This is a genomic window from Paenibacillus sp. Y930 (genome assembly GCF_056786375.1).
Map to the genome: position 1 here is coordinate 448848 of NZ_JBXCIX010000004.1, position 21960 is coordinate 470807.

Consider the following 21960-nt stretch of genomic DNA (forward strand, 5'->3'; position numbering starts at 1 on the left):
ATATAATGCTAGTATTGATTACGTATGATGTGAGTACAATGTCAGATGGCGGTAAAAGAAGATTGAGGATGGTCGCGAAAAAATGCGAAGACTTCGGTGTACGTGTACAAAATTCAGTCTTCGAATGTATTGTAGATGCAGCACAATTTAAAAGGCTAGAAATAGAGTTAGAACAATTGATTGATCCATCCACTGATAGTTTAAGATTCTATATACTAGGAAACAACCATAAACAAAAGGTCAAACATATCGGTGCGAAGCCAAGTCTCGACGTTGAAGGTCCGTTAATATTTTAGTGCGAACCTGAAGCACATACGAAAAGTCTGGGCGGTTCGCACTGAATTCAAGTAGTAAATATCCATAAAGTGGGTATTAATGAGGAGTAAGTGAGTGTTTTTTAGGAAAAATAGATGTATTTCGTTATAAAGTGATTGAATATACGCTTATATAATGATTTTTCGCAGTCGCACTCTGTATGGAGTGCGTGGATTGAAATTGACCATGATATACGAACAGCTGTTGACATTAGTGTCGCACTCTGTATGGAGTGCGTGGATTGAAATTCGATATGTAGTGGAATCAATGTCTTTTGCTCTTGTCGCACTCTGTATGGAGTGCGTGGATTGAAATAGTATGCCACCAAAGATAAACAAGGCGACAGCCGCGTCGCACTCTGTATGGAGTGCGTGGATTGAAATAATATCATCAGAACCAACGTCAACCACATTTTCTGTCGCACTCTGTATGGAGTGCGTGGATTGAAATATTTCTGTTAGATTTGTTGATATATTATTCAAGGTCGCACTCTGTATGGAGTGCGTGGATTGAAATCATGTGACTAGCAGCTCTTTCTTTTTATCTACCGGTCGCACTCTGTATGGAGTGCGTGGATTGAAATAATTTGAAAATCGTATAACGCTTAAGCTCGGCCCGGTCGCACTCTGTATGGAGTGCGTGGATTGAAATTACAACCTTCACCAGTGATAATAATATGTATGCCGTCGCACTCTGTATGGAGTGCGTGGATTGAAATTGTAAAAGTTGATGATGCTGAGTTGCTATCTATGGTCGCACTCTGTATGGAGTGCGTGGATTGAAATTGGCTACGTGGTAAGTTCAAGCAATCCGTTTCTGGTCGCACTCTGTATGGAGTGCGTGGATTGAAATTTCATCTAATAGCTCACTCCAAATTTCGTTGAGAGTCGCACTCTGTATGGAGTGCGTGGATTGAAATTACTATGCGATCTGAGAGAAAATGACCGCTTACGGTCGCACTCTGTATGGAGTGCGTGGATTGAAATACTAGCTTTATACTCATACCAAACTTCATTGACCGGTCGCACTCTGTATGGAGTGCGTGGATTGAAATTACTAGTAACATATCGTTAAGCAAGAAAATCACCTGTCGCACTCTGTATGGAGTGCGTGGATTGAAATCACACTATTCTAGCTACTGGCAAAAAAATTGCTGTCGCACTCTGTATGGAGTGCGTGGATTGAAATTCATCATTTAAACAACACTCCCAATAGCAATACTCGTCGCACTCTGTATGGAGTGCGTGGATTGAAATATTTCCTGCCGTATCAATGGCAGTTACATAGATACGTCGCACTCTGTATGGAGTGCGTGGATTGAAATCTTTGATATCTCAATAAAATCTTCAAACGTTTCGTCGCACTCTGTATGGAGTGCGTGGATTGAAATTGCATCACCTTTATCCTCAAAATACACTTGATCATGTCGCACTCTGTATGGAGTGCGTGGATTGAAATTAAAGAAGCCAACAACAATGGCACCGAAAAATTGGTCGCACTCTGTATGGAGTGCGTGGATTGAAATAGTTAATTTATCAACACCATCTGCAATCATTTGGTCGCACTCTGTATGGAGTGCGTGGATTGAAATAAGGATGGAGAGAACAACGACTATGTTGTTATACCGTCGCACTCTGTATGGAGTGCGTGGATTGAAATAAAATGGCATATACAGACGCAATAAGTGTTGCGTGGTCGCACTCTGTATGGAGTGCGTGGATTGAAATCTGCCGAGGTATTGATGGATGTACACAACCGCTTACGTCGCACTCTGTATGGAGTGCGTGGATTGAAATACATCATCACCACCATTTAATTAATGACTTAAACGTCGCACTCTGTATGGAGTGCGTGGATTGAAATCGGTATACAATTCATTCAGTGTCAGTTTATGCACGTCGCACTCTGTATGGAGTGCGTGGATTGAAATTAGTACCACGATCCGTGGCAAGCTACACCTTGTAGTCGCACTCTGTATGGAGTGCGTGGATTGAAATTGTTACATCAGGTGTAGCTTGATAAGATAAATCACGTCGCACTCTGTATGGAGTGCGTGGATTGAAATGAGCTTCGTTGTTGCTTTCTGCTTGTTGTTTCTGTCGCACTCTGTATGGAGTGCGTGGATTGAAATAAACTTCGATGTTCTTTGTCTAGTTTCTTTCGCCGTCGCACTCTGTATGGAGTGCGTGGATTGAAATCTCAAAAATTATGCTTCGGGGAAATTACGCTATAGTCGCACTCTGTATGGAGTGCGTGGATTGAAATTTACAAGCCAGTAGATATAAAAAGTGTCAAAAAAGTCGCACTCTGTATGGAGTGCGTGGATTGAAATTGCTTGTTGATTTGTAAGTGATACACCATTATCGTCGCACTCTGTATGGAGTGCGTGGATTGAAATATTATCATTATTATCTAATAGCATTGTTGTCATGTCGCACTCTGTATGGAGTGCGTGGATTGAAATTATCTAAGTTTGGTTTGATAGATTTAACGGATGGTCGCACTCTGTATGGAGTGCGTGGATTGAAATTCTTTAGCTTTGTTCTCTACCTTTACCTTGGTGAGTCGCACTCTGTATGGAGTGCGTGGATTGAAATCTGTTCCATGAAAACTACAACTCTTGCATTACCTGTCGCACTCTGTATGGAGTGCGTGGATTGAAATGTCAAAATGGTGACAAGTAAAATTTTCTTTGCCCGTCGCACTCTGTATGGAGTGCGTGGATTGAAATTTTAAGCATTTCATACCCAGATGAGGGATAGTTGCGTCGCACTCTGTATGGAGTGCGTGGATTGAAATAATAGCACCTTTGAATCTTTCGGGGTCAGCAGATGTCGCACTCTGTATGGAGTGCGTGGATTGAAATCTCCTGGATACAACATATGAAGAATCGTTAAGAGTCGCACTCTGTATGGAGTGCGTGGATTGAAATCGAAAATTGCTCATCACTCATCAAGTACTTCCTCGTCGCACTCTGTATGGAGTGCGTGGATTGAAATCGCCCCTACCGTGTACCCATTTACGCCATTGCCTGTCGCACTCTGTATGGAGTGCGTGGATTGAAATACCTTCGGACGGAATCCAACCGAAATGGCTGCCGCGTCGCACTATGTATGGAGTGCGTGGATTGAAATGCCATTGCTGCGTTACCATCACGTATAGCTATATCGTCGCACTCTGTATGGAGTGCGTGGATTGAAATTTACCGAACACTTTCAGTATGCCACCAAAGATAAACGTCGCACTCTGTATGGAGTGCGTGGATTGAAATTGCATGTATTCCTCACCGAACTGATGAAATGATGCGTCGCACTCTGTATGGAGTGCGTGGATTGAAATTTTTTAATCCCCACAACTTTGCAAGGCGGTCTATGTCGCACTCTGTATGGAGTGCGTGGATTGAAATCACTCGCTATGTTATTTTCGATTATCGACTTGATAGTCGCACTCTGTATGGAGTGCGTGGATTGAAATCCTTGTGGTAAATTTACATTGTCTCCGTATGTTGTCGCACTCTGTATGGAGTGCGTGGATTGAAATTTCCTGCGCCAGCACGTTTTCCGCCCCGAGCATTTGTCGCACTCTGTATGGAGTGCGTGGATTGAAATACCAGTGATAATAATATGTATACCCATATCATCTGTCGCACTCTGTATGGAGTGCGTGGATTGAAATCTTTAAGTTTGCAGATATAAAAGTTCCATTTACTGTCGCACTCTGTATGGAGTGCGTGGATTGAAATTCTGCACCCTTGACCAGTCATTTGCAAGTGTATGGTCGCACTCTGTATGGAGTGCGTGGATTGAAATTTATTCCACTTATTGAATGTTTCTTCTGTCATGTCGTCGCACTCTGTATGGAGTGCGTGGATTGAAATATAGTTTATTTTATCTATTGACTTTTTTCTTGATCGTCGCACTCTGTATGGAGTGCGTGGATTGAAATTCTTTCGCTCATTTGCGATCAGCTCGTTTTAATGTCGCACTCTGTATGGAGTGCGTGGATTGAAATAAATTTCTAAGTCTAGAAGCTTCGGACTTATTATTGTCGCACTCTGTATGGAGTGCGTGGATTGAAATTTCCAACACATCAGCATTATTTGATATTTTCGCTAGTCGCACTCTGTATGGAGTGCGTGGATTGAAATCCACAATAACCATCCAGTGACCACGACTGGGAAACGTCGCACTCTGTATGGAGTGCGTGGATTGAAATTGTTAGATGTTGGAACGCTCAAAAAGTCCATGCGGTCGCACTCTGTATGGAGTGCGTGGATTGAAATTCTGCGATCTTGACCTGCAGCCTGGAGTCCAGCGTCGCACTCTGTATGGAGTGCGTGGATTGAAATTCCTGCTGATGTAAACAAATCTCCAAAACTTTCCCGTCGCACTCTGTATGGAGTGCGTGGATTGAAATTGTTGGATGTATTAATTGCATAGGGTTGTTCGTCGTCGCACTCTGTATGGAGTGCGTGGATTGAAATATCCCCAAACCACTAAAGAAAACGATAGAAATTGTCGCACTCTGTATGGAGTGCGTGGATTGAAATTGATTGCTGTTCTATCCATAACAGATCGTTTATAAGTCGCACTCTGTATGGAGTGCGTGGATTGAAATTCTTACTTCCTTGCTCTCCGCCATCCTCTTGCACCGTCGCACTCTGTATGGAGTGCGTGGATTGAAATAAATAGAGAGGGGTTTATCAGATACCTACCTAGAGTCGCACTCTGTATGGAGTGCGTGGATTGAAATTAGTGATATTGTGGTAGAAAATGTGGTTGACGTTGGTCGCACTCTGTATGGAGTGCGTGGATTGAAATATCGTCAATGTTAAGTATTACTTGCATGGTATCGTCGCACTCTGTATGGAGTGCGTGGATTGAAATCGTTGGTATCTTGTGTGTATGCATCACCCGTGCGTGTCGCATTCTGTATGGAGTGCGTGGATTGAAATCATTAAGTATTAATGGAGCTGTAAATCATACGCCTGTCGCACTCTGTATGGAGTGCGTGGATTGAAATTGCACTACGTAGCGCTTGACCTGCTGACGTAATAGTCGCACCTCACATAGATGCGTAAAGTGAAATGTTTTCGTCGTAATCTTTTTCGTACTGCGACATATTGTTTTCTATCTATTACCTCATCAATATGTTAAAATTACCCATAAAGTGTGGCAATCTAATTTGTTTATTGCGTGGGTTGCCTTATTGAACTATTGGGCAGTTAAATTCGGTATTATACGGTACGATTATCCATAAGAGATGGGGTGCCTTTATCAAGAAGAAATATGCTTTCCTAATATTTTTCATATTATTATTTGTGATGGTTTATACAAAACCAAGTACTCAAGATTATAATAATTACCTCCATAAGGTCCATGGTCTTAAATGTGACAGTTCCGAAATCTCAAATTGCTTTCATACTATTAATGATTTGAAATCATCAAGTCTCACACATCAGCTTATTTTTATGACAGCAGAAACAAAGATTTTTGGAGAGGTAGATAATAAAATACGAGTAGTAGGTATTTTCAATCATTTTTTGTAATAGAAAATAGTCTTCATCCTAAATCGGATAATAACAATAATATCGAAATTCCGTAGCTAAGGGGAACATTAGCTGAATAAAGAAACTTCATTTAGGATAAATCGTATTAACTATTTTATTAAGGGTGGTTACTATTAATCAAGAAAACTTAACTTGTAAAGCTTGTGGAAGTACTACATTTACTAAAGGTGAAGTGAACAATGAGTATGCTAGAGTCAAGCCCATTGGAAAAATATTCACTTTTGGATCCCCAGTTATATATACTTTTTGTAAAAATTGCGGAGAAGTGGCATCAATTAAAATTGCAAAACCAGAGAAATTTTGAGCCCACAATATGGGCTTTTTTGAATTCCCCTATTGCGCATTATGTGTCTACTCTGTATTATCCGTCGTACCATAGCAGACACCAGAAACCTTATTTGCTGTGTATGCCTCTATTATCGATCTTTACCGGACACAGACGCACTTATTCCACACCAATTGATGCATTTTGGCTCCTTTAAGGACAAATAACGGTTTCTATGTCCGTTAGAATGCCATTCGACCCTAAAATTCACAAATAACTACTTACAACATTACTAATCAGAAAAAAATGATGAAATTTCTCGGAATTTACAAGTAATTAGTTCTAAAGTTCCTAGTACATTAGATGCATTAGCGTTATGCTCAATAAATGTGATTTAGTTTACTTCCCCACTTGTAATTGTCTTTTTGCTGTATTACTATAGTTTTATTGCGAAAAAGGTATATATTTCAAAAAAACAGGTCAATATGAGGAATAATAAAGTACTCAATAAAGGAATGCCTATTTTAAGGAGGTGAAACAATGAACAAAACAGATTTGATTAACCAAGTTTCTGAGCTTTCTAGTCTTTCCAAAAAAGATGCTGGTAAAGCTGTAGATGCAGTGTTTGAAGCAATCGGTGAAGCATTACAAGGTGGAGATAAAGTACAACTTGTTGGCTTTGGTAACTTTGAAGTGCGTGAGCGTCAAGCTCGTAAAGGTCGCAACCCTCAAACGGGACAAGAAATCGATATCGCTGCAAGCAAAATTCCTGCATTTAAACCTGGTAAGCAACTTAAAGAATTAGTTGCTCAACAATAATTTGCAATTTAGAGGCTACTTTTCGTATATTCTGTATACTGAGAAGAAGCCTCTTTTTAATAGTAAACACTATCTTTTCGAGCTAAGCATTGCACAATAGAGTTGATTCTAATATAATGCTTTGAGGTAAACTAGATTGTCTTCAAGAATGCGAGGGAATGAGATGGAGCAACAGGCAAGTGATTATGTAGTAATTAAAGCCAAAGATCAAGGCGTAACCGTAATGGGGCTGACAAGAGGTCAAGATACTAAATTTCATCATACTGAAAAACTTGATAAGAATGAAGTACTTATCTGTCAGTTCACTGATCATACATCCGCAATTAAAATTCGCGGTAAAGCTACCGTCTTGACGAAATATGGTACCGTCCATACAGATGAATAGAATTACTAGAAATATCGCATCCCAATAGATGACATCCATGTCTCTGTTGGGATTTTTCTGTGAAAATGAATATTGCTCGTACTACTACCGTACACTATAGATAAGCTGCACTAGAGCTTAAGCTTTCGATGCTACTTTTTATTTGCTGTAAATATCTTAAGTAGTTAATAAGAAGTTTTGGGAGGTAGTAGGTTGAGGCATATGAAGGGCTTATTACTAGGATCGATGATAACGCTAATCATTAGTCTTATTTTATATTACAGTATGCTGCATACGAATGAAGATTCATATAATCAGCTATCAGTAAGCGCGGGTGTGCATGTGAAGCAGGTGACGCTGAATAATGACAACATCGTTGATATGATAAGTAACTATATAAATACAGATCATTTATCTAAAGTTAGTTTGAATAGACATGTTCTGGAGGTAGTACTTTCAGTCGATGATAACCAGACAGCAGAGCAACTTGTCTACGCTGAGTTTCCGCAATTTGTTTCTTTTGCATTTGAACGTACATTGAATATTGAACAGTTGAAGATAAAAGTGATGCAAAATCAACTCAATCGTAACGATAGTGTCATAATTTTGACTTGTAATCTGTATCGTAATGATGCATGGTTAAAGAATGGAAGCGGGCAGCTGAGAGAGCTGCAATGGCTTATTGACCCTGACTGGGAGCAAAGACTACGGATCAAAAAGACGATTTATTGGCAGCAGCATTAGAGACTCTAGTTAGCCGATCCAATTGCAAATAACCTTTCTAGGAAACAAATCATATTTGTGTTATAATGATTAGCATTGTTATGCGGATATAACCTAATTTTGTACGGAGGCTTCATAGATGAAAAAATACTCTGTAGCGGATGCGGCAGAACCATACGTAAGCTACGATATGATCCACGCTCATACTGAACTACCGTCGTATTCGGAACCTAGATTACAGTTATTATATGCTGTATTAGCGCAATCTAAAGAGACGAGAGAACGTAGTGAATTATTTAGTCTTGTGACGGCTTTAGTTCAACTTGGTATGGATACGCATGATCTTGTTGACACGGAGACTGGACAACGAACAGAAACGCAAATGCGTTCTAGACAATTGAAAATTTTGGCGGGAGATTTCTTTAGTGCGAGATTTTATCAATTGCTTGCTGTTAAAGGTGAAATTGAATTAATTTCCATATTAAGTAAAGCGGTTGCAGATGTTAATCGTTTGAAAATTTCTTTCTATACAGCAGCTGAATCGGCTTCATTAACGGCAGAACATTACTTAATGAACAGAATATCGCTGAAAAGTGAATTGTTTGTTCCATTTCAAAAATATTTGAGTCAGCCTATTGCGAAAGTATGGAAAGAATTATTACAACAAGTTACGGCCTTTGAAGTAATGCACGATGAGTTGGGAAATATTTTCGAAGCCGGTGGATACGCTCGTAGTTTTGCATATTGGAATTTACATAATGTGGTCACTTCGACTGAAGAAAAGAAAATGCTACAACAAAATAGCTATAACCTACTAGTAGACAAGTACCATGTACGTCGCTATATGCTTGATTATTTACATACAGCTTATGAAGCGGTAATTAGTATACTTGAAGCAGAGCAGCTTATAGAACTTAAGAACGAATTTGCTCAGACAGTTGAATATATGAAACATCAACTTGGTAATTTTTCGATGAAAGAAGTTGAAGCACAATGAGTAGTAATAACTTAAATGATCCAAAAAGCCATGTTCATGATCTATTTGAGACAATTGCACCGAAATACGATATGATGAACGATCTAATGAGCTTCGGACAACATAAAGTATGGCGTAAAAAGACGATGAAGATCATGAACATGCAAAGGGGTCAAACGGCACTTGATCTATGCTGTGGAACTTGTGATTGGACGATTGATCTTGCCAAAGCAAGTGAATCTGGTCACATAACAGGGCTTGATTTCAGTGAGCAAATGCTTGCAGTAGGACGCCAAAAAGTAGCTGAAGCAGGATTGGGTCAACAAATTACACTTGTGCAAGGCAATGCGATGGAGCTTCCGTTCGAAGATCATTCGTTTGATTATGTAACGATTGGATTTGGCTTAAGAAATGTACCCGACTATGAACAGGTCGTTGCAGAAATGCTTCGAGTTGTGAAACCAGGTGGGCAAATTGTTTGTCTTGAAATGTCCAAACCTCAGGCGCAACCATTCAAATTCATGTACTACTTATATTTCGAAAAAATGGTTCCCTTGTTAGGAAAAATGTTCGCGAAGCAGTTTGCTGCATATAAATGGCTTCCAGATTCTTTGAAATTATTTATGGATGCTAAAGAGTTACGTCAGCTATTTGAGAAAGTTGGAGCTGTTAATGTTTTTGTCAAAAACTTTTTCTGGGGTGTAGCAGCATTGCATATCGGTAGAAAAAACTAATCATGTTAGAAGCTATGTTATATAGTAACCTAGAGTAATTCAAAAGGTGAGATCATGAAACTATTAGAAATATACGCCAAGATGAAGGGCGACATTAACAAAATAGAGAATGAGCTAGAACGAGTTGTCACGGATGAGCAGCCGCTATTATCTGAGGCAGCACTCCATTTACTCAAAGCTGGTGGGAAAAGAATTCGTCCAGTTTTTGTTTTGCTAGGTGGAAAATTCGGTGTGTATAACTTGAATGAACTGAAGACGGTGGCCGTAACGTTGGAATTAATCCATATGGCTTCGCTTGTTCATGATGATGTTATTGATGATGCCGAGACACGCCGAGGTCAGCTAACTGTGAAGTCCAAGTGGGATAATCGAATTGCGATGTATACTGGTGACTATATTCATGGAAAAGCACTTTTACAGATTTCACAAATTCATAATAAAGATGTACATACGATGCTTTCAAAAGCACTTGTTCAAATGTGTATTGGAGAAATGGAACAAATTCGTGATTTTTTCAATACAGATCAAACAGTGCGTAACTATTTATTACGTATTCGTCGCAAAACAGCGTTATTGCTTGCTATCAGTACGCAATTAGGTGGTATTGTAGCGGGCTGTACACCACAGCAATATAATGCGCTATATCGTTATGGATACAATGTGGGGATGGCGTTCCAAATTATTGATGATCTTCTTGATCTATATGGTACAGAGAAGCAAATCGGTAAGCCGCCTGGGTCAGATATGCGCCAAGGAAATATAACGTTACCTGTTATTCTTGCACTTCAGGATGATGATATTCGTGATGATCTATTAATCGAAATTCGTAATATCCATGCGAATGGAGATGCAGCTAACACAAAAAAAGCAATTCAGCTTATTCGTAATAGCAAAGGAAGTCAATTAGCTGAGGAGATGGCAAATCGATATATTGCGAAAGCACTTGCGGTACTTGAAGAACTGCCGTCGATCCCAGCCAAGAAGAACCTTGTTGATATTGCTCATTTTGTAGGGAAACGCAATTATTAATATACCGCCTACTAGCGGAAGGGGCATATACTGTGGAGAAAACGTTTTTAATGATTAAGCCAGATGGAGTACAAAGAGGTTTGATTGGTGAAATTGTAGCACGTTTTGAGAAGAAGGGGCTGCAACTTAATGCCGCTAAATTCATGATGATATCGACTGAACTAGCGGAAACACATTATGGTGAGCATAAAGGGAAAGTATTTTATGAGCCGTTGCTCAAATTTATTACTTCAGGTCCTGTGTTTGCAATGGTCTGGTCTGGTGACAATGTTATTGCTTTGTCGAGAGCCATGATCGGTAAAACGGATGCTGTGGAAGCTTTTCCTGGTACGATACGTTCTGATTTTGCAGTCCATACTAATTTTAATCTTATTCATGGCTCTGATTCTCCGGAAAGTGCAGAACGAGAGATTCAATTGTTTTTCAATGAGAACGAGCTTGTACAATTTGAGTATACGATTCAACGCTGGATTTAACATGAGCTTTGGAGGTTAGGTTATGTCAGAAGATTTGGATTTTTCTAGATTCATAGAACAAATTAAGAAGAAAACCGATATTGATCTTTCTTTATACAAAGAAGCGCAGATGAAAAGACGTCTAACAACATTACGGACGAAACATGGTTATAATACATTTGATGCTTATTTTCAGGAGTTATCAAAAAATCGAGTTTTGCTCGATGAATTTCTTGATCGGATGACCATTAATGTGTCAGAGTTTTGGAGAAATCCACAGCGTTGGGAAACGTTGCGAGCTAAGTTTTTGCCTGAGATGATTCAAGCTCAAAGTCGCTTGAAAATATGGAGTGCAGCTTGTTCTACGGGTGAAGAGCCTTATACGCTGGCAATGATATTAGATGAACTACATGCACTGCAAAAGACGCAGTTGTTAGCAACAGATCTTGATGCAGGCGTAATAGCTAAAGCAACGCAAGGCTATTATCTTGATCGTTCTATTCGTGATGTTCCGCAAATATTTCGTGGAAAATATTTTCAAGAAGACGAGGGCGTTTACTCCATCGTTGATTCATTGAAAAAAGCGGTCCATTTCAAACAACAAAACTTATTGTTCGATACATTTGATAGAGATTTTGATCTGATCGTTTGTCGTAATGTGATGATCTATTTCACGGAAGAAGCGAAGCATGAGTTATATCATAAATTCGCAAAAGCATTGAAAAAAGGTGGCATCTTGTTTGTCGGAAGCACGGAACAAATATTTACGCCATCGCAGTACGGATTCGAGACGGTGGATACTTTCTTCTATCGTAAAATGTAGTAGTGAATGAGCACTTATACTATTTTATTAAAAGTGAGCTAGAGGTGATCTTAACAGATCCTCTAGCTCATTTTTTTGTGTTTTGTTGAGAGCGTCGGAAGCGCAAGTATACATAATTTTGTACATGCGAACCTACAATGTTTCTGTAAGAAACATACCTCAGAAGCATTAGTTCGCTTCATATTCGCTGTCGAATAAGCAACAAAGCCATTGTAACATTACCCAGCAACGTGTACGGCACGAGTACACGAGCGGTCAATGTCCAGCTCGAAGCTTAAGCACGATGTTTAATCATGAAGCTTAAGCACGATGTTTAATCACGAGGCTTAAAATAGAGGTTCAAAAAGCGGGCTTTCAGAACCGAGCAGGTGGAATGCTACTTGAGAAAGACGGAAGCGCAAGTGTACATGATTACGTACACGCGAACCGTACTTTCCAAGTTCATTCCAGATGCGACGTCGAGTACGCTACAACGCATCACTTCGTTATCAAAGCCCGCTTTTTGAGCTACATTGCTATACGCTTTCTTGTCAAACTAGCACTGCTGTACTATAATAAGCAAAGATGTTTACGGCATGTAATGGAGAGCAGAAAGTTCTGCTTGTGAAGGAGGAACTAGTGTTGAGTTTACGATATTTGACAGCTGGGGAAACCCATGGGCCTCAATTAACTACGATTATTGAAGGACTACCTAGTAATTTGAGCCTTGATTTCGAGGAATTGAATTTCCAATTACAACGTCGTCAAAAAGGTCATGGACGTGGTCGCCGGATGCAAATCGAACAAGATACTGCTAACATTGTTGGTGGTGTACGTCATGGCAAAACTACAGGTGCTCCAATAGCGATTGTTGTAGCGAATAATGACTGGACACATTGGACTAAAGTGATGAATGTTGAGCCGATTGAAGGTAACGATGAAACAAAACGTCGTGTTCATCGTCCGCGTCCTGGACATGCTGATCTGAACGGTGGCTTGAAATATAATCAACATGATCTTCGCAATATTCTTGAACGCTCCAGTGCTCGTGAGACAGCAGCTCGTGTTGCTGTTGGTGCCGTTGCACGTCAATTTCTTGCTGAATTCGGTATTAAAGTAGCTGGTCAAGTCATTCGTATCGGTGAAATTGAAGCTCCACCTAATCAACTTCCAGTTGACGAACTTATTGCTCTAACAGAAGAATCTTCCGTACGTGTTGTAGATAAAGCTACTGAAGAGAAAATGACAGCTTACATCGATCAAATCAAGCAAGAAGGTGATTCTATCGGTGGAATCGTAGAATGTATTATTGAAGGCGTTCCGATTGGTCTAGGAAGTCATGTTCAATATGATCGCAAGCTAGATGCTAGAATCGCACAGGCAGTCGTTTCTATTAACGCATTTAAAGGTGTGGAGATCGGGATTGGTTTTGAAGCTGCGAAAATTCGTGGCTCGCAAGTGCATGATGAAATATTGTATACTGCTGAAAAAGGCTATCATCGTGCAACGAACCGTCTAGGTGGATTTGAAGGCGGCATGACAAATGGCGAGCAAATTGTTGTAAGAGGTGTAATGAAGCCGATTCCAACATTGTATAAGCCATTACGCAGCGTTGATATTGATACAAAAGAACAATTTACTGCACAAGTTGAGCGTTCTGATAGCTGTGCCGTTCCTGCTGCAAGTGTAGTTATGGAGCATGTTGTGGTATGGGAAGTCGCTCGTGCTTTTCTTGAAAAATTCGGTGGGGACTCTATGGAAGAGATTCATGCCAACTATAATAGTTACAAAGAACAATTGGAGAGATATTAATATGCATAAACTAATGGTTGAACTTGGTGATCGCTCGTATCCAATCTATATTGGAGCAGGCCTGTTAGACACGGTAGCTACTTATTTCTCAAATCATGATATTAGTAAAAAATCACCGCTTATGATCGTTACAGACGAGAATGTTGCTGCTAACTATCTTGATCCATTAGTACAATCGTTAAGCGCGGATGGTTTCACTGTTGTTACTGCAGTCGTAGCTGTAGGGGAACAGTCTAAGTCGCTTGCTAATCTAGAGTTACTAGTCGGGATCGCTTTGGAGGGTGGACTTGATCGTAAGTCGGCAATCGTTGCGCTTGGCGGTGGTGTAGTAGGAGATCTAGCTGGTTATGTTGCAGCAGCTTATATGCGCGGCGTGAAATTCGTACAAATTCCAACAACAATTCTAGCTCATGATAGTAGTGTTGGAGGTAAAGTAGCCGTTAATCATCCGCTAGCGAAAAATATTATTGGTGCTTTTCATCAGCCTGAATTCGTATTGTATGATTTGAATACGCTGCAAAGCTTACCTGATCGTGATGTGAAATCAGGATTAGCGGAAGTTGTGAAGCATGGCTTGATCTGGGATGCCGAATTCGTAGACTGGTGTATCGCACATGCCGATAAATTGGTAGCGAAGGATGCTGAAAGTCTCGGTTATGCACTATATAAAGGCTGTAGTGTAAAGGCTCAGGTCGTATCGCAAGATGAACGAGAAAATAGCTTGCGTGCTATTCTTAATCTCGGACATACGATCGGTCATGCACTTGAAGCTGTAGCAGGCTATGGTGAGTTAATGCATGGTGAAGCGATAAGTATTGGGATGATCGGCTCAGCAAAGCTTGGCGTTCGTTATGGCGCGTCAGAAGAACTTCTGCGCATTACGACTTTAGCGCTTGAAAGCTGTGGTTTGCCAACATCTATTAGCAGTCAATACGATACAGATGAAATAATAGCTGCAATGATGCATGATAAGAAGTTTTCAGAAGGAACAACAGTGTTTGTCGTGCCAACAGAAATTGGATCAGTAGAAATTAAGCCTAACGTGCCTGTAGAATGGGTACGTGAAATTATCGAAGAGCTGAAGCAGGAGGACAAATGATGAACGTACGTGGAATACGAGGAGCAGCAACAGTAGAGTTTAACGACGCTGCACTTATTAAAGAAGTTACCCTTGAGATGGTTAAGGATATCGTCAATCAAAATAATGTAAATCCAGCAGACATATCCTGCGTATTTATTACAGTTACGCAAGATCTTGATCAAGCATTTCCAGCACAAGCTATTCGCCAATTACCAGGGTGGGAGTTAGTTCCACAGATGTGTGCACTAGAAGTTCCTGTTAAAGGGAGTCTTGAGAAATGCGTGCGTTTAATGGTTCTAGTCAATACGGACAAATCGCAAGCAGAAATTCAACATGTTTACAAAGGTGGAGCGATTGCACTTCGTCCGGATTTAGCGCAAAAATAAGATCATTGACATTATAATATTTATTAAGATATAGTAGAAGCTAGATGAGAAGATTTTAGATGAGATAGGTTTTATCGAGAAGAGATGAGATGAGCGTAGGAAATAAGATGAGGTCAGACGAGTTGTAACAATTGTAATGACAGAGAGCTGTCGTTAAATTGTGTGCACGAACGTTTGTCGATATTTTCTTATTTCTATTTCATACTTAATTTCGATGGCTCCTGCTCTAATAGCAGGGGCCTTTTTTGATAAATATAACTAATTTCTTATCCCAAAAAGATCGGGCATATGCCTTGGAAAGTGAGAGTGAAGAATATGACTACTGAATTACAACAAGTTATTTCGTTAGCTAGCCAATATAATCTAATTCCAGTTGTACGCCGTGTAATGGCTGATACGGAAACTCCTATACGATTATTTAAGCATTTTGCTAAGAAGGAGCATGCCTTTTTACTAGAAAGTGTTGAAGGTGGCGCCAAATGGGCTAGATATTCTTTTATCGGAACAGATCCTTTCTTAATGCTATATGGAAAAAATGGTGAAATGGTTTTTGAACAAAATGGGGAAAAGACTTTTTCTTCAGATAAGCCGATTGAACTATTGAAAGCAAAGCTTCGTTCGTTCCGTACTCCTGCGAATACTGATCTTCCTCCATTTACAGGTGGAGCCATTGGATTTTTTGGGTATGATCTATTGCAATATTATGAAAAATTACCTGCGCACCGCGTTGATGATCTGAATATGAACGATATTCAATTTATGTTCTGCGATCAAGTCATCGTCTTTGATCATTTGAAGCAGCAATTGTTATTAGTAAGCAATGTTCATATTGCAGAGGGAGCTACAGATACTCAAATTCAGCAAGCTTATGAGCATACACTTGGCCGCATTGAAGCGATGATTGAAGAAATTAGTCTGGTGAATGTAGCAACGGATATTCCTAGAGGGACGATGGATATGGACCCAGATCTAGGAGAAGTAGAATCTAATGTTACGAAAGAAAAATTTATCGATAATATTCATCAAGCAAAAGAATATATTCGAGCGGGTGATATATTCCAAGTCGTTCTTTCTCAACGTTTCAGTATTGAAACAACGGTTGATCCGCTTCATGTATATCGTGTACTTCGTGTGATGAATCCATCTCCATATATGTACTATTTGAAAATGGGAGAACAAGTAATCGTTGGTACTTCTCCGGAAGCATTAGTGAAAGTGAATGATGGAAAAGTAGAAACTCGTCCCATTGCTGGAACTCGTCCACGTGGTGCTACGGTTGAAGAGGATAAACGACTTGAGCAAGAACTGCTTGCTGATGAGAAAGAGAAAGCAGAGCATTTGATGCTAGTTGATCTAGGCCGTAATGATATTGGCCGTGTATCCGAGTATGGCTCCGTTCGTTGTGATGCATTTATGGAGGTTGAGCGTTATTCTCATGTGATGCATATCGTATCCAATGTATCTGGACAATTACGTGAAGATAAAGATTTCTTTGATGCATTTGTATCTTGTCTTCCTGCTGGAACGGTATCAGGAGCGCCCAAATTACGCGCGATGCAAATTATTGCGGAGCTAGAAAATGAAGCCCGTGGTGCTTATGCAGGAGCAATCGGCTATCTTGGCTTTGGTGGTTCAATGGATACATGCATCACGATTCGTACGATCATATTTCAAAATAACCGAGCTTATGTACAGAGTGGTGCTGGAATTGTATGGGATTCTAATCCTGAAAGTGAATATATGGAAACCGTCAATAAAGCTAAAGCGAGCTTAAAAGCAATTCGAGCGGCGGAGCAAATGTTTGGTACGACGAAAGAGCCTGTGCGGGCATCTATTAATACTGATTATGAAGTGTTAAATTAAGGAGGGATCGAGCCATATGAGCGAATCAATTAGTATGCAGCAAGCGATCGCGAAATTAGTGTCTAGCAACGATCTTACGAGAGCAGAAGCACAATCCGTCATGACGAAAATTATGAGCGGAGAAGCAACGGCGACGCAAATCGGAGCTGTTGCGATTGCGCTAAGAATGAAGGGTGAAACGAAGGATGAGATTACTGGTCTAGCAGAAGTGATGCGTAGCTTCTCTAATCATGTTGATAGCAATCAAAGTGGCTTGCTAGATACTTGTGGTACCGGTGGATCTGGAATAAGCAAATTCAATATTTCTACAGCATCTTCACTTATCGCAGCGGCGGCAGGAATTACTGTTGCCAAGCATGGGAATCGTGCGATGTCAGGTAAATCAGGTAGCGCGGATGTGCTGGAAGCACTTGGTGTTAATATCAATGTTACGCCTGAGCAAGCAAAAGCTTGTCTTGATGAAGTTGGCATCTGCTTTATGTTCGCTCAGCTCTATCATCCTTCATTGAAGCACGCAGCTGGTCCGCGTAAAGAAATCGGAACGAGAACGGTTTTCAATATGTTAGGTCCACTTACGAACCCTGCTGGAGCAGATCGACAATTATTAGGTTTATACGATGCTAATAAGACGGAAGTTATTGCTGAGGTTCTGCAGGAATTGGGAATTACGCGCGCGCTTGTTGTAAGCAGCTTCGATGGCTTGGATGAGATTAGCATTTCAGCGCCGACGAAGGTGTCTGAATTAAAGGACGGCATTGTGCGCACATACCAAATATCGCCCGAAGAGTTAGGTTTAGTAACGCATACTCTTTCTGATGTATTAGGGGGCGAGCCAGCTTATAATGCGCAAATTATTCGTGAAATATTTGCCGGCACACGCCGAGATGGCTATCGTGATATCGTATTAGCTAATGCGGGAGCATGTATATATTTGGGTGGACTTTGCAGCACTCATGTAGAAGGTGTGAAAATCGCAGCAGAGATTATTGATTCTGGAAAAGCTGCGATGAAGCTAGATCAGCTTATTCAAAAGACAGGAGAATTAGATTATGTTTCTTAATAAAATTGTCGAGACGAAAAAGGTTGAAGTACAGCAGTTAGCGGAAAACTTCAAATTGGAACAGTATGAACAACTTATCGCGACACTTCCTCCATGTCGTGGCTTCGAACAGGCTTTGCGCGCAGGTGGTCGTAATCGCGAACTAGCATTAATTGCAGAAGTGAAAAAAGCTTCTCCGTCTAAGGGATTAATTCGCGAAGATTTTCACCCTGTAGAGCTGGCACTTGCTTACGAGGCTGCAGGTGCAGATTGTTTATCAGTGCTAACTGATGTTGATTATTTCCAAGGATCCAATGAATATTTGCAAACCATATCGCAGGCCGTAAAGGTTCCATTACTGCGTAAAGACTTTATTATAGATTACCGTCAAATTTATGAAGCGAGAGCAATCGGTGCGGATTGTATATTACTTATTGTAGCGATTTTAAGCGATGAGCAGCTTAGTGAATTCCATGACCTTGCGAAAAAACTAGGTATGGACGTGCTTGTTGAAGTTCATGATGCAACTGAACTAGAACGTGTTTTGAAGTTAGATAAAGCGACTTTGATCGGCGTTAACAATCGTAATCTACACACATTCGAAACAAAGCTTGAAACGACGGAGCAATTGATCGGTATGATGCCAGCACATGTACTGAACATTAGTGAAAGTGGTATATTGAGCGAGCAGGATTATGAATATGTACGCTCGGTAGGCGCGCAAGGATTGCTGATCGGCGAACATTTTATGCGCCAAGGTGATGTTGGTCAAGCGATTGAGCAATTAATGGGTCAGGTTACTAAAGTATGAAGCAAGAACGAATAGAATTGTTGCCAAACAAACCACGTATCAAAATATGTGGCTTACGCGATGTCGCTACGATAGCGGCGATGGAAGGACTGCCGATTCAAGAGGTAGGATTAGTGTTTGCACCAAGTAAGCGCCAAGTAACGGCTATAGAGGCAGAAGAGCTTGTCGAGGCCATTCATCAGCTTAATGATGAGACTGTGCGTGCTGTCGGCGTGTTCGTGAATCATCCATTAGCAGACATGACATCATTATTGCAGCATGTTCCGCTCGATGTTGTGCAGCTACATGGCAATGAAGATGTACAATATTATGCCCAGCTACATAATGGTTTTCCCGATGTAGCATTGTGGAAAGTAATCTCGATTGAACGAGAGCGTGAGCATAATCGTCAAGAAGAACAGTGGTTCAATGAAGAGCAACAAATTATCGAAGAGCTTACTCCTTATGTACCGTATATTGAAGCGATATTAATTGATGCACCAGGTGGCGGAACAGGAAAACCATTCAATTGGGAAGCGATTGCCACTTATCGTGCCGTAGCAGATCGCTTGGAACGTCCACTTTACGTTGCAGGTGGGTTACATGAAGACAATGTGGTGGAATTAATGACAAGCTATCATTGCAATGGTATTGATGTATCGAGTGGTGTAGAATCAGATGGTAAGAAAGATCTGAACAAAATAAATGAGTTTGTCAGAAAGGTGATAGAGGCATGACACAAGTTCCAGATATGAATGGTCGCTTTGGGCCGTTCGGGGGCAGATATGTTCCTGAAACACTAATGAACGCTTTATTAGAATTAGAGAAAGCTTATCTTCACTATTCCAAGGATACCGCATTCCAAGCGGAAATCATTGATTTACTATATCGTTATTCAGGTCGTCCAACGTCATTATATTACGCTCCCAACTTAACGGAAAAGCTTGGTGGAGCAAAAATCTACTTAAAGCGTGAAGATTTGAATCATACAGGGGCACATAAAATTAATAATGCGATTGCGCAAGGTTTACTTGCTAAGCGCATGGGCAAAACGAAAATTATTGCCGAAACTGGAGCGGGACAGCATGGGGTTGCATCTGCTACAGTCGCAGCTTTGCTAGGTCTTGAATGTAAAGTGTTCATGGGTGAAGAAGATATGAAGCGTCAACAGTTGAACGTTTTCCGGATGAATTTACTTGGTGCTGAAGTAGTGCCGGTTACTAGTGGAACTCGTACATTGAAGGATGCTTGTAATGAGACACTTCGTTACTGGGTTAGCAATGTAACCGATACGTATTATATTCTTGGTTCGGCAACAGGTCCGCATCCATATCCAATGATGGTTCGCGATTTCCAGCGTATTATTGGTGATGAGGCTCGTGAGCAAATACTGAAATATGAAAATAAATTACCGGATTATGTTGTTGCGGCTGTCGGTGGTGGTAGTAATGCGATCGGAATCTTCTACCCATTCATCCAAGATGAAACTGTAAAACTATTAGGTGTTGAAGCTGCTGGTCGTGGCGTTGAGACCGATGAGCATGCTGCTACGATGACCAAAGGTCGTCATGGTGTATTCCAAGGCTCCATGAGCTACGTTCTGCAAGATGAGCACGGTCAAGTTCTGCCTGCGCATTCCATTTCTGCGGGTCTAGATTATCCTGGAGTTGGTCCTGAGCATTCTTACTTGAAGGATAGCGGTCGTGCTCAGTATGTACCGATTACGGATGCGGAAGCATTAGCTGCTTTGCAGGAACTGTCTCGTACAGAAGGAATTATTCCAGCACTAGAATCAGCGCATGCGATCGCACAAGTGATTAAGTTAGCTCCAACATTAAGTAAAGATCAAACTATCGTAGTAAGCTTGTCTGGTCGTGGAGACAAAGACGTAGAAGCTATTATGGGCTACTTAGGTAATGAACAACTATAGGAGGTGACCACAATGAATTTAATCGATAAAAAGTTTGCTGAACTGAAGGAACAGAATAAAACGGCATTAATACCGTTTATTTCAGTTGGTGATCCAACGATTGCAATAACAGTAGATATTATCAAAACGATCGAAGCGGCAGGAGCAGATATTGTTGAGCTAGGTGTGCCTTATTCTGATCCGTTAGCAGATGGTCCAGTTATTCAACGTGCATCTCAGCGAGCGCTACAACATAGCATCACATTAACGGATTGTATTAATCTAGGCAGTACATTGCGCGGTGAAGGTGTTAAAATTCCATTAATACTGTTTACCTACTATAATCCGATTTTCCAATTTGGCTTAAAGCCATTTTTTGACCTTGTGAAAAGCAATGATATTAGTGGACTTATTATACCTGATCTGCCGATTGAAGAGGATCTTGAAGTTAGACAATTAGCAGAGGAATATGAGATTCATCTTATTCCATTGGTTGCACCAACATCCAATGAACGTATCATTCGGATTACGCAGCATGCGAAAGGCTTCGTATATTGCGTATCTTCACTAGGTGTAACTGGCGAGCGAACGAATTTTCATGATGGTATTGATGAATTTCTAAGCGTAGTTAAAGATGCAACGTCAGTTCCGATTGCGATTGGCTTTGGTATTTCAAGTCGTGAGCAGGTAGCGCGTTTCGAAGGGAATTGCGATGGTGTTATTGTAGGTAGTGCCATCGTTCGTACGATCGAGAATAGCATACCATTGCTACAGGACGCAGCTACAAAGCAAGAGGGACTCAAACAAATCGGTGATTTTGTTGCGAGCCTGAAAGGATAATAGGTGTAGTAACGTTATTATTACTTACTAAGCTTTGAATGGATACAATAGTCACTAGGAATATGAGTCGTATACATGATGGACATTTGTCTTTCGTGTATACGACTTTTTCTATAAATGTTTCAACGTCTACTTTAAAAGCAACATAAGTTGTGAGACAATACGAAGTAGTCGCTATTTAACGCGTTA

Annotated in this window: 18 protein-coding genes and 1 CRISPR repeat array; all 18 genes read left to right on the forward strand. The window is 40.6% G+C overall.

The genetic code is table 11. The features are described 5' to 3' along the window. Positions 1-5 precede the first annotated feature (5 nt). On the forward strand, positions 6-296 hold the full coding sequence (gene cas2 / locus AC1TO5_RS14480) for a CRISPR-associated endonuclease Cas2 (RefSeq protein WP_482063532.1): 291 nt from the start codon (positions 6-8) through the stop codon (positions 294-296). 167 nt (positions 297-463) lie between these two features. After that, positions 464-5337: a CRISPR direct-repeat array (repeat unit 33 nt; unit sequence GTCGCACTCTGTATGGAGTGCGTGGATTGAAAT). Between the two features lie 1352 nt (positions 5338-6689). Next, positions 6690-6968 (forward strand): HU family DNA-binding protein, encoded by a 279-nt coding sequence (locus tag AC1TO5_RS14485; RefSeq protein WP_482063533.1) that lies wholly within the window; start codon positions 6690-6692, stop codon positions 6966-6968. Between the two features lie 163 nt (positions 6969-7131). Beyond that, on the forward strand, positions 7132-7353 hold the full coding sequence (gene mtrB, locus AC1TO5_RS14490) for a trp RNA-binding attenuation protein MtrB (RefSeq protein ID WP_482063650.1): 222 nt from the start codon (positions 7132-7134) through the stop codon (positions 7351-7353). A gap of 192 nt (positions 7354-7545) precedes the next feature. Next, positions 7546-8076, forward strand: coding sequence for a hypothetical protein (locus tag AC1TO5_RS14495; RefSeq protein ID WP_482063534.1), 531 nt, complete (start codon positions 7546-7548; stop codon positions 8074-8076). Between the two features lie 118 nt (positions 8077-8194). Continuing rightward, the gene (locus tag AC1TO5_RS14500) at positions 8195-9052 is read left to right on the forward strand and encodes a heptaprenyl diphosphate synthase component 1 (RefSeq protein ID WP_482063535.1); all 858 of its coding nucleotides are present in this window, start codon (positions 8195-8197) and stop codon (positions 9050-9052) included. Continuing rightward, positions 9049-9765: a demethylmenaquinone methyltransferase gene (locus tag AC1TO5_RS14505; RefSeq protein ID WP_482063536.1), complete on the forward strand. Its 717-nt coding sequence runs from the start codon at positions 9049-9051 to the stop codon at positions 9763-9765. Before AC1TO5_RS14500 ends, AC1TO5_RS14505 begins: the two co-directional genes overlap by 4 nt. A gap of 54 nt (positions 9766-9819) precedes the next feature. Continuing rightward, positions 9820-10794, forward strand: a complete 975-nt coding sequence (locus AC1TO5_RS14510; RefSeq protein ID WP_482063537.1) for a polyprenyl synthetase family protein — start codon at positions 9820-9822, stop codon at positions 10792-10794. Between the two features lie 32 nt (positions 10795-10826). Beyond that, entirely contained in the window at positions 10827-11270 is a 444-nt protein-coding gene (gene ndk, locus AC1TO5_RS14515) for a nucleoside-diphosphate kinase (protein ID WP_482063538.1), read from the forward strand. Positions 11271-11292: 22 nt separating this feature from the next. After that, positions 11293-12072 carry a CheR family methyltransferase gene (locus AC1TO5_RS14520; protein ID WP_482063539.1) on the forward strand — a complete coding sequence of 260 codons (780 nt, stop codon included), beginning with the start codon at positions 11293-11295 and terminating at the stop codon, positions 12070-12072. 621 nt (positions 12073-12693) lie between these two features. Beyond that, complete coding sequence (gene aroC / locus AC1TO5_RS14525) at positions 12694-13863, forward strand: chorismate synthase (protein WP_482063540.1); 1170 nt, start codon at positions 12694-12696, stop codon at positions 13861-13863. Between the two features lies 1 nt (position 13864). Next, positions 13865-14962 carry a 3-dehydroquinate synthase gene (gene aroB, locus AC1TO5_RS14530; RefSeq protein ID WP_482063541.1) on the forward strand — a complete coding sequence of 366 codons (1098 nt, stop codon included), beginning with the start codon at positions 13865-13867 and terminating at the stop codon, positions 14960-14962. After that, positions 14962-15330 carry a chorismate mutase gene (aroH, locus tag AC1TO5_RS14535; RefSeq protein ID WP_482063651.1) on the forward strand — a complete coding sequence of 123 codons (369 nt, stop codon included), beginning with the start codon at positions 14962-14964 and terminating at the stop codon, positions 15328-15330. Before aroB ends, aroH begins: the two co-directional genes overlap by 1 nt. Before the next feature lie 315 nt (positions 15331-15645). Then, the gene (trpE, locus tag AC1TO5_RS14540) at positions 15646-17193 is read left to right on the forward strand and encodes an anthranilate synthase component I (RefSeq protein ID WP_482063542.1); all 1548 of its coding nucleotides are present in this window, start codon (positions 15646-15648) and stop codon (positions 17191-17193) included. A 16-nt stretch (positions 17194-17209) separates the two neighbouring features. Beyond that, entirely contained in the window at positions 17210-18253 is a 1044-nt protein-coding gene (gene trpD, locus AC1TO5_RS14545; protein WP_482063543.1) for an anthranilate phosphoribosyltransferase, read from the forward strand. Continuing rightward, positions 18243-19043, forward strand: coding sequence for an indole-3-glycerol phosphate synthase TrpC (gene trpC, locus AC1TO5_RS14550; RefSeq protein WP_482063544.1), 801 nt, complete (start codon positions 18243-18245; stop codon positions 19041-19043). The genes trpD and trpC overlap by 11 nt, the downstream gene beginning before the upstream one ends. Continuing rightward, entirely contained in the window at positions 19040-19759 is a 720-nt protein-coding gene (locus AC1TO5_RS14555) for a phosphoribosylanthranilate isomerase (protein WP_482063545.1), read from the forward strand. Before trpC ends, AC1TO5_RS14555 begins: the two co-directional genes overlap by 4 nt. Continuing rightward, the gene (gene trpB, locus AC1TO5_RS14560) at positions 19756-20952 is read left to right on the forward strand and encodes a tryptophan synthase subunit beta (protein ID WP_482063546.1); all 1197 of its coding nucleotides are present in this window, start codon (positions 19756-19758) and stop codon (positions 20950-20952) included. Before AC1TO5_RS14555 ends, trpB begins: the two co-directional genes overlap by 4 nt. Before the next feature lie 12 nt (positions 20953-20964). After that, positions 20965-21771, forward strand: coding sequence for a tryptophan synthase subunit alpha (trpA, locus tag AC1TO5_RS14565; RefSeq protein WP_482063547.1), 807 nt, complete (start codon positions 20965-20967; stop codon positions 21769-21771). Positions 21772-21960 lie beyond the last annotated feature (189 nt).

What these genes read in the sequence shown, in the direction of transcription:
- trpD (WP_482063543.1), top strand. Translation starts at nt 17,210, where the DNA reads ATGAGCGAATCAATTAGTATGCAGCAAGCGATCGCGAAATTAGTGTCT.
- cas2 (WP_482063532.1), top strand. Translation starts at nt 6, where the DNA reads ATGCTAGTATTGATTACGTATGATGTGAGTACAATGTCAGATGGCGGT.
- trpC (WP_482063544.1), top strand. Translation starts at nt 18,243, where the DNA reads ATGTTTCTTAATAAAATTGTCGAGACGAAAAAGGTTGAAGTACAGCAG.
- mtrB (WP_482063650.1), top strand. Translation starts at nt 7,132, where the DNA reads ATGGAGCAACAGGCAAGTGATTATGTAGTAATTAAAGCCAAAGATCAA.
- AC1TO5_RS14505 (WP_482063536.1), top strand. Translation starts at nt 9,049, where the DNA reads ATGAGTAGTAATAACTTAAATGATCCAAAAAGCCATGTTCATGATCTA.
- trpE (WP_482063542.1), top strand. Translation starts at nt 15,646, where the DNA reads ATGACTACTGAATTACAACAAGTTATTTCGTTAGCTAGCCAATATAAT.
- trpA (WP_482063547.1), top strand. Translation starts at nt 20,965, where the DNA reads ATGAATTTAATCGATAAAAAGTTTGCTGAACTGAAGGAACAGAATAAA.
- AC1TO5_RS14555 (WP_482063545.1), top strand. Translation starts at nt 19,040, where the DNA reads ATGAAGCAAGAACGAATAGAATTGTTGCCAAACAAACCACGTATCAAA.
- aroH (WP_482063651.1), top strand. Translation starts at nt 14,962, where the DNA reads ATGAACGTACGTGGAATACGAGGAGCAGCAACAGTAGAGTTTAACGAC.
- AC1TO5_RS14485 (WP_482063533.1), top strand. Translation starts at nt 6,690, where the DNA reads ATGAACAAAACAGATTTGATTAACCAAGTTTCTGAGCTTTCTAGTCTT.
- AC1TO5_RS14520 (WP_482063539.1), top strand. Translation starts at nt 11,293, where the DNA reads ATGTCAGAAGATTTGGATTTTTCTAGATTCATAGAACAAATTAAGAAG.
- trpB (WP_482063546.1), top strand. Translation starts at nt 19,756, where the DNA reads ATGACACAAGTTCCAGATATGAATGGTCGCTTTGGGCCGTTCGGGGGC.
- AC1TO5_RS14500 (WP_482063535.1), top strand. Translation starts at nt 8,195, where the DNA reads ATGAAAAAATACTCTGTAGCGGATGCGGCAGAACCATACGTAAGCTAC.
- aroB (WP_482063541.1), top strand. Translation starts at nt 13,865, where the DNA reads ATGCATAAACTAATGGTTGAACTTGGTGATCGCTCGTATCCAATCTAT.
- AC1TO5_RS14510 (WP_482063537.1), top strand. Translation starts at nt 9,820, where the DNA reads ATGAAACTATTAGAAATATACGCCAAGATGAAGGGCGACATTAACAAA.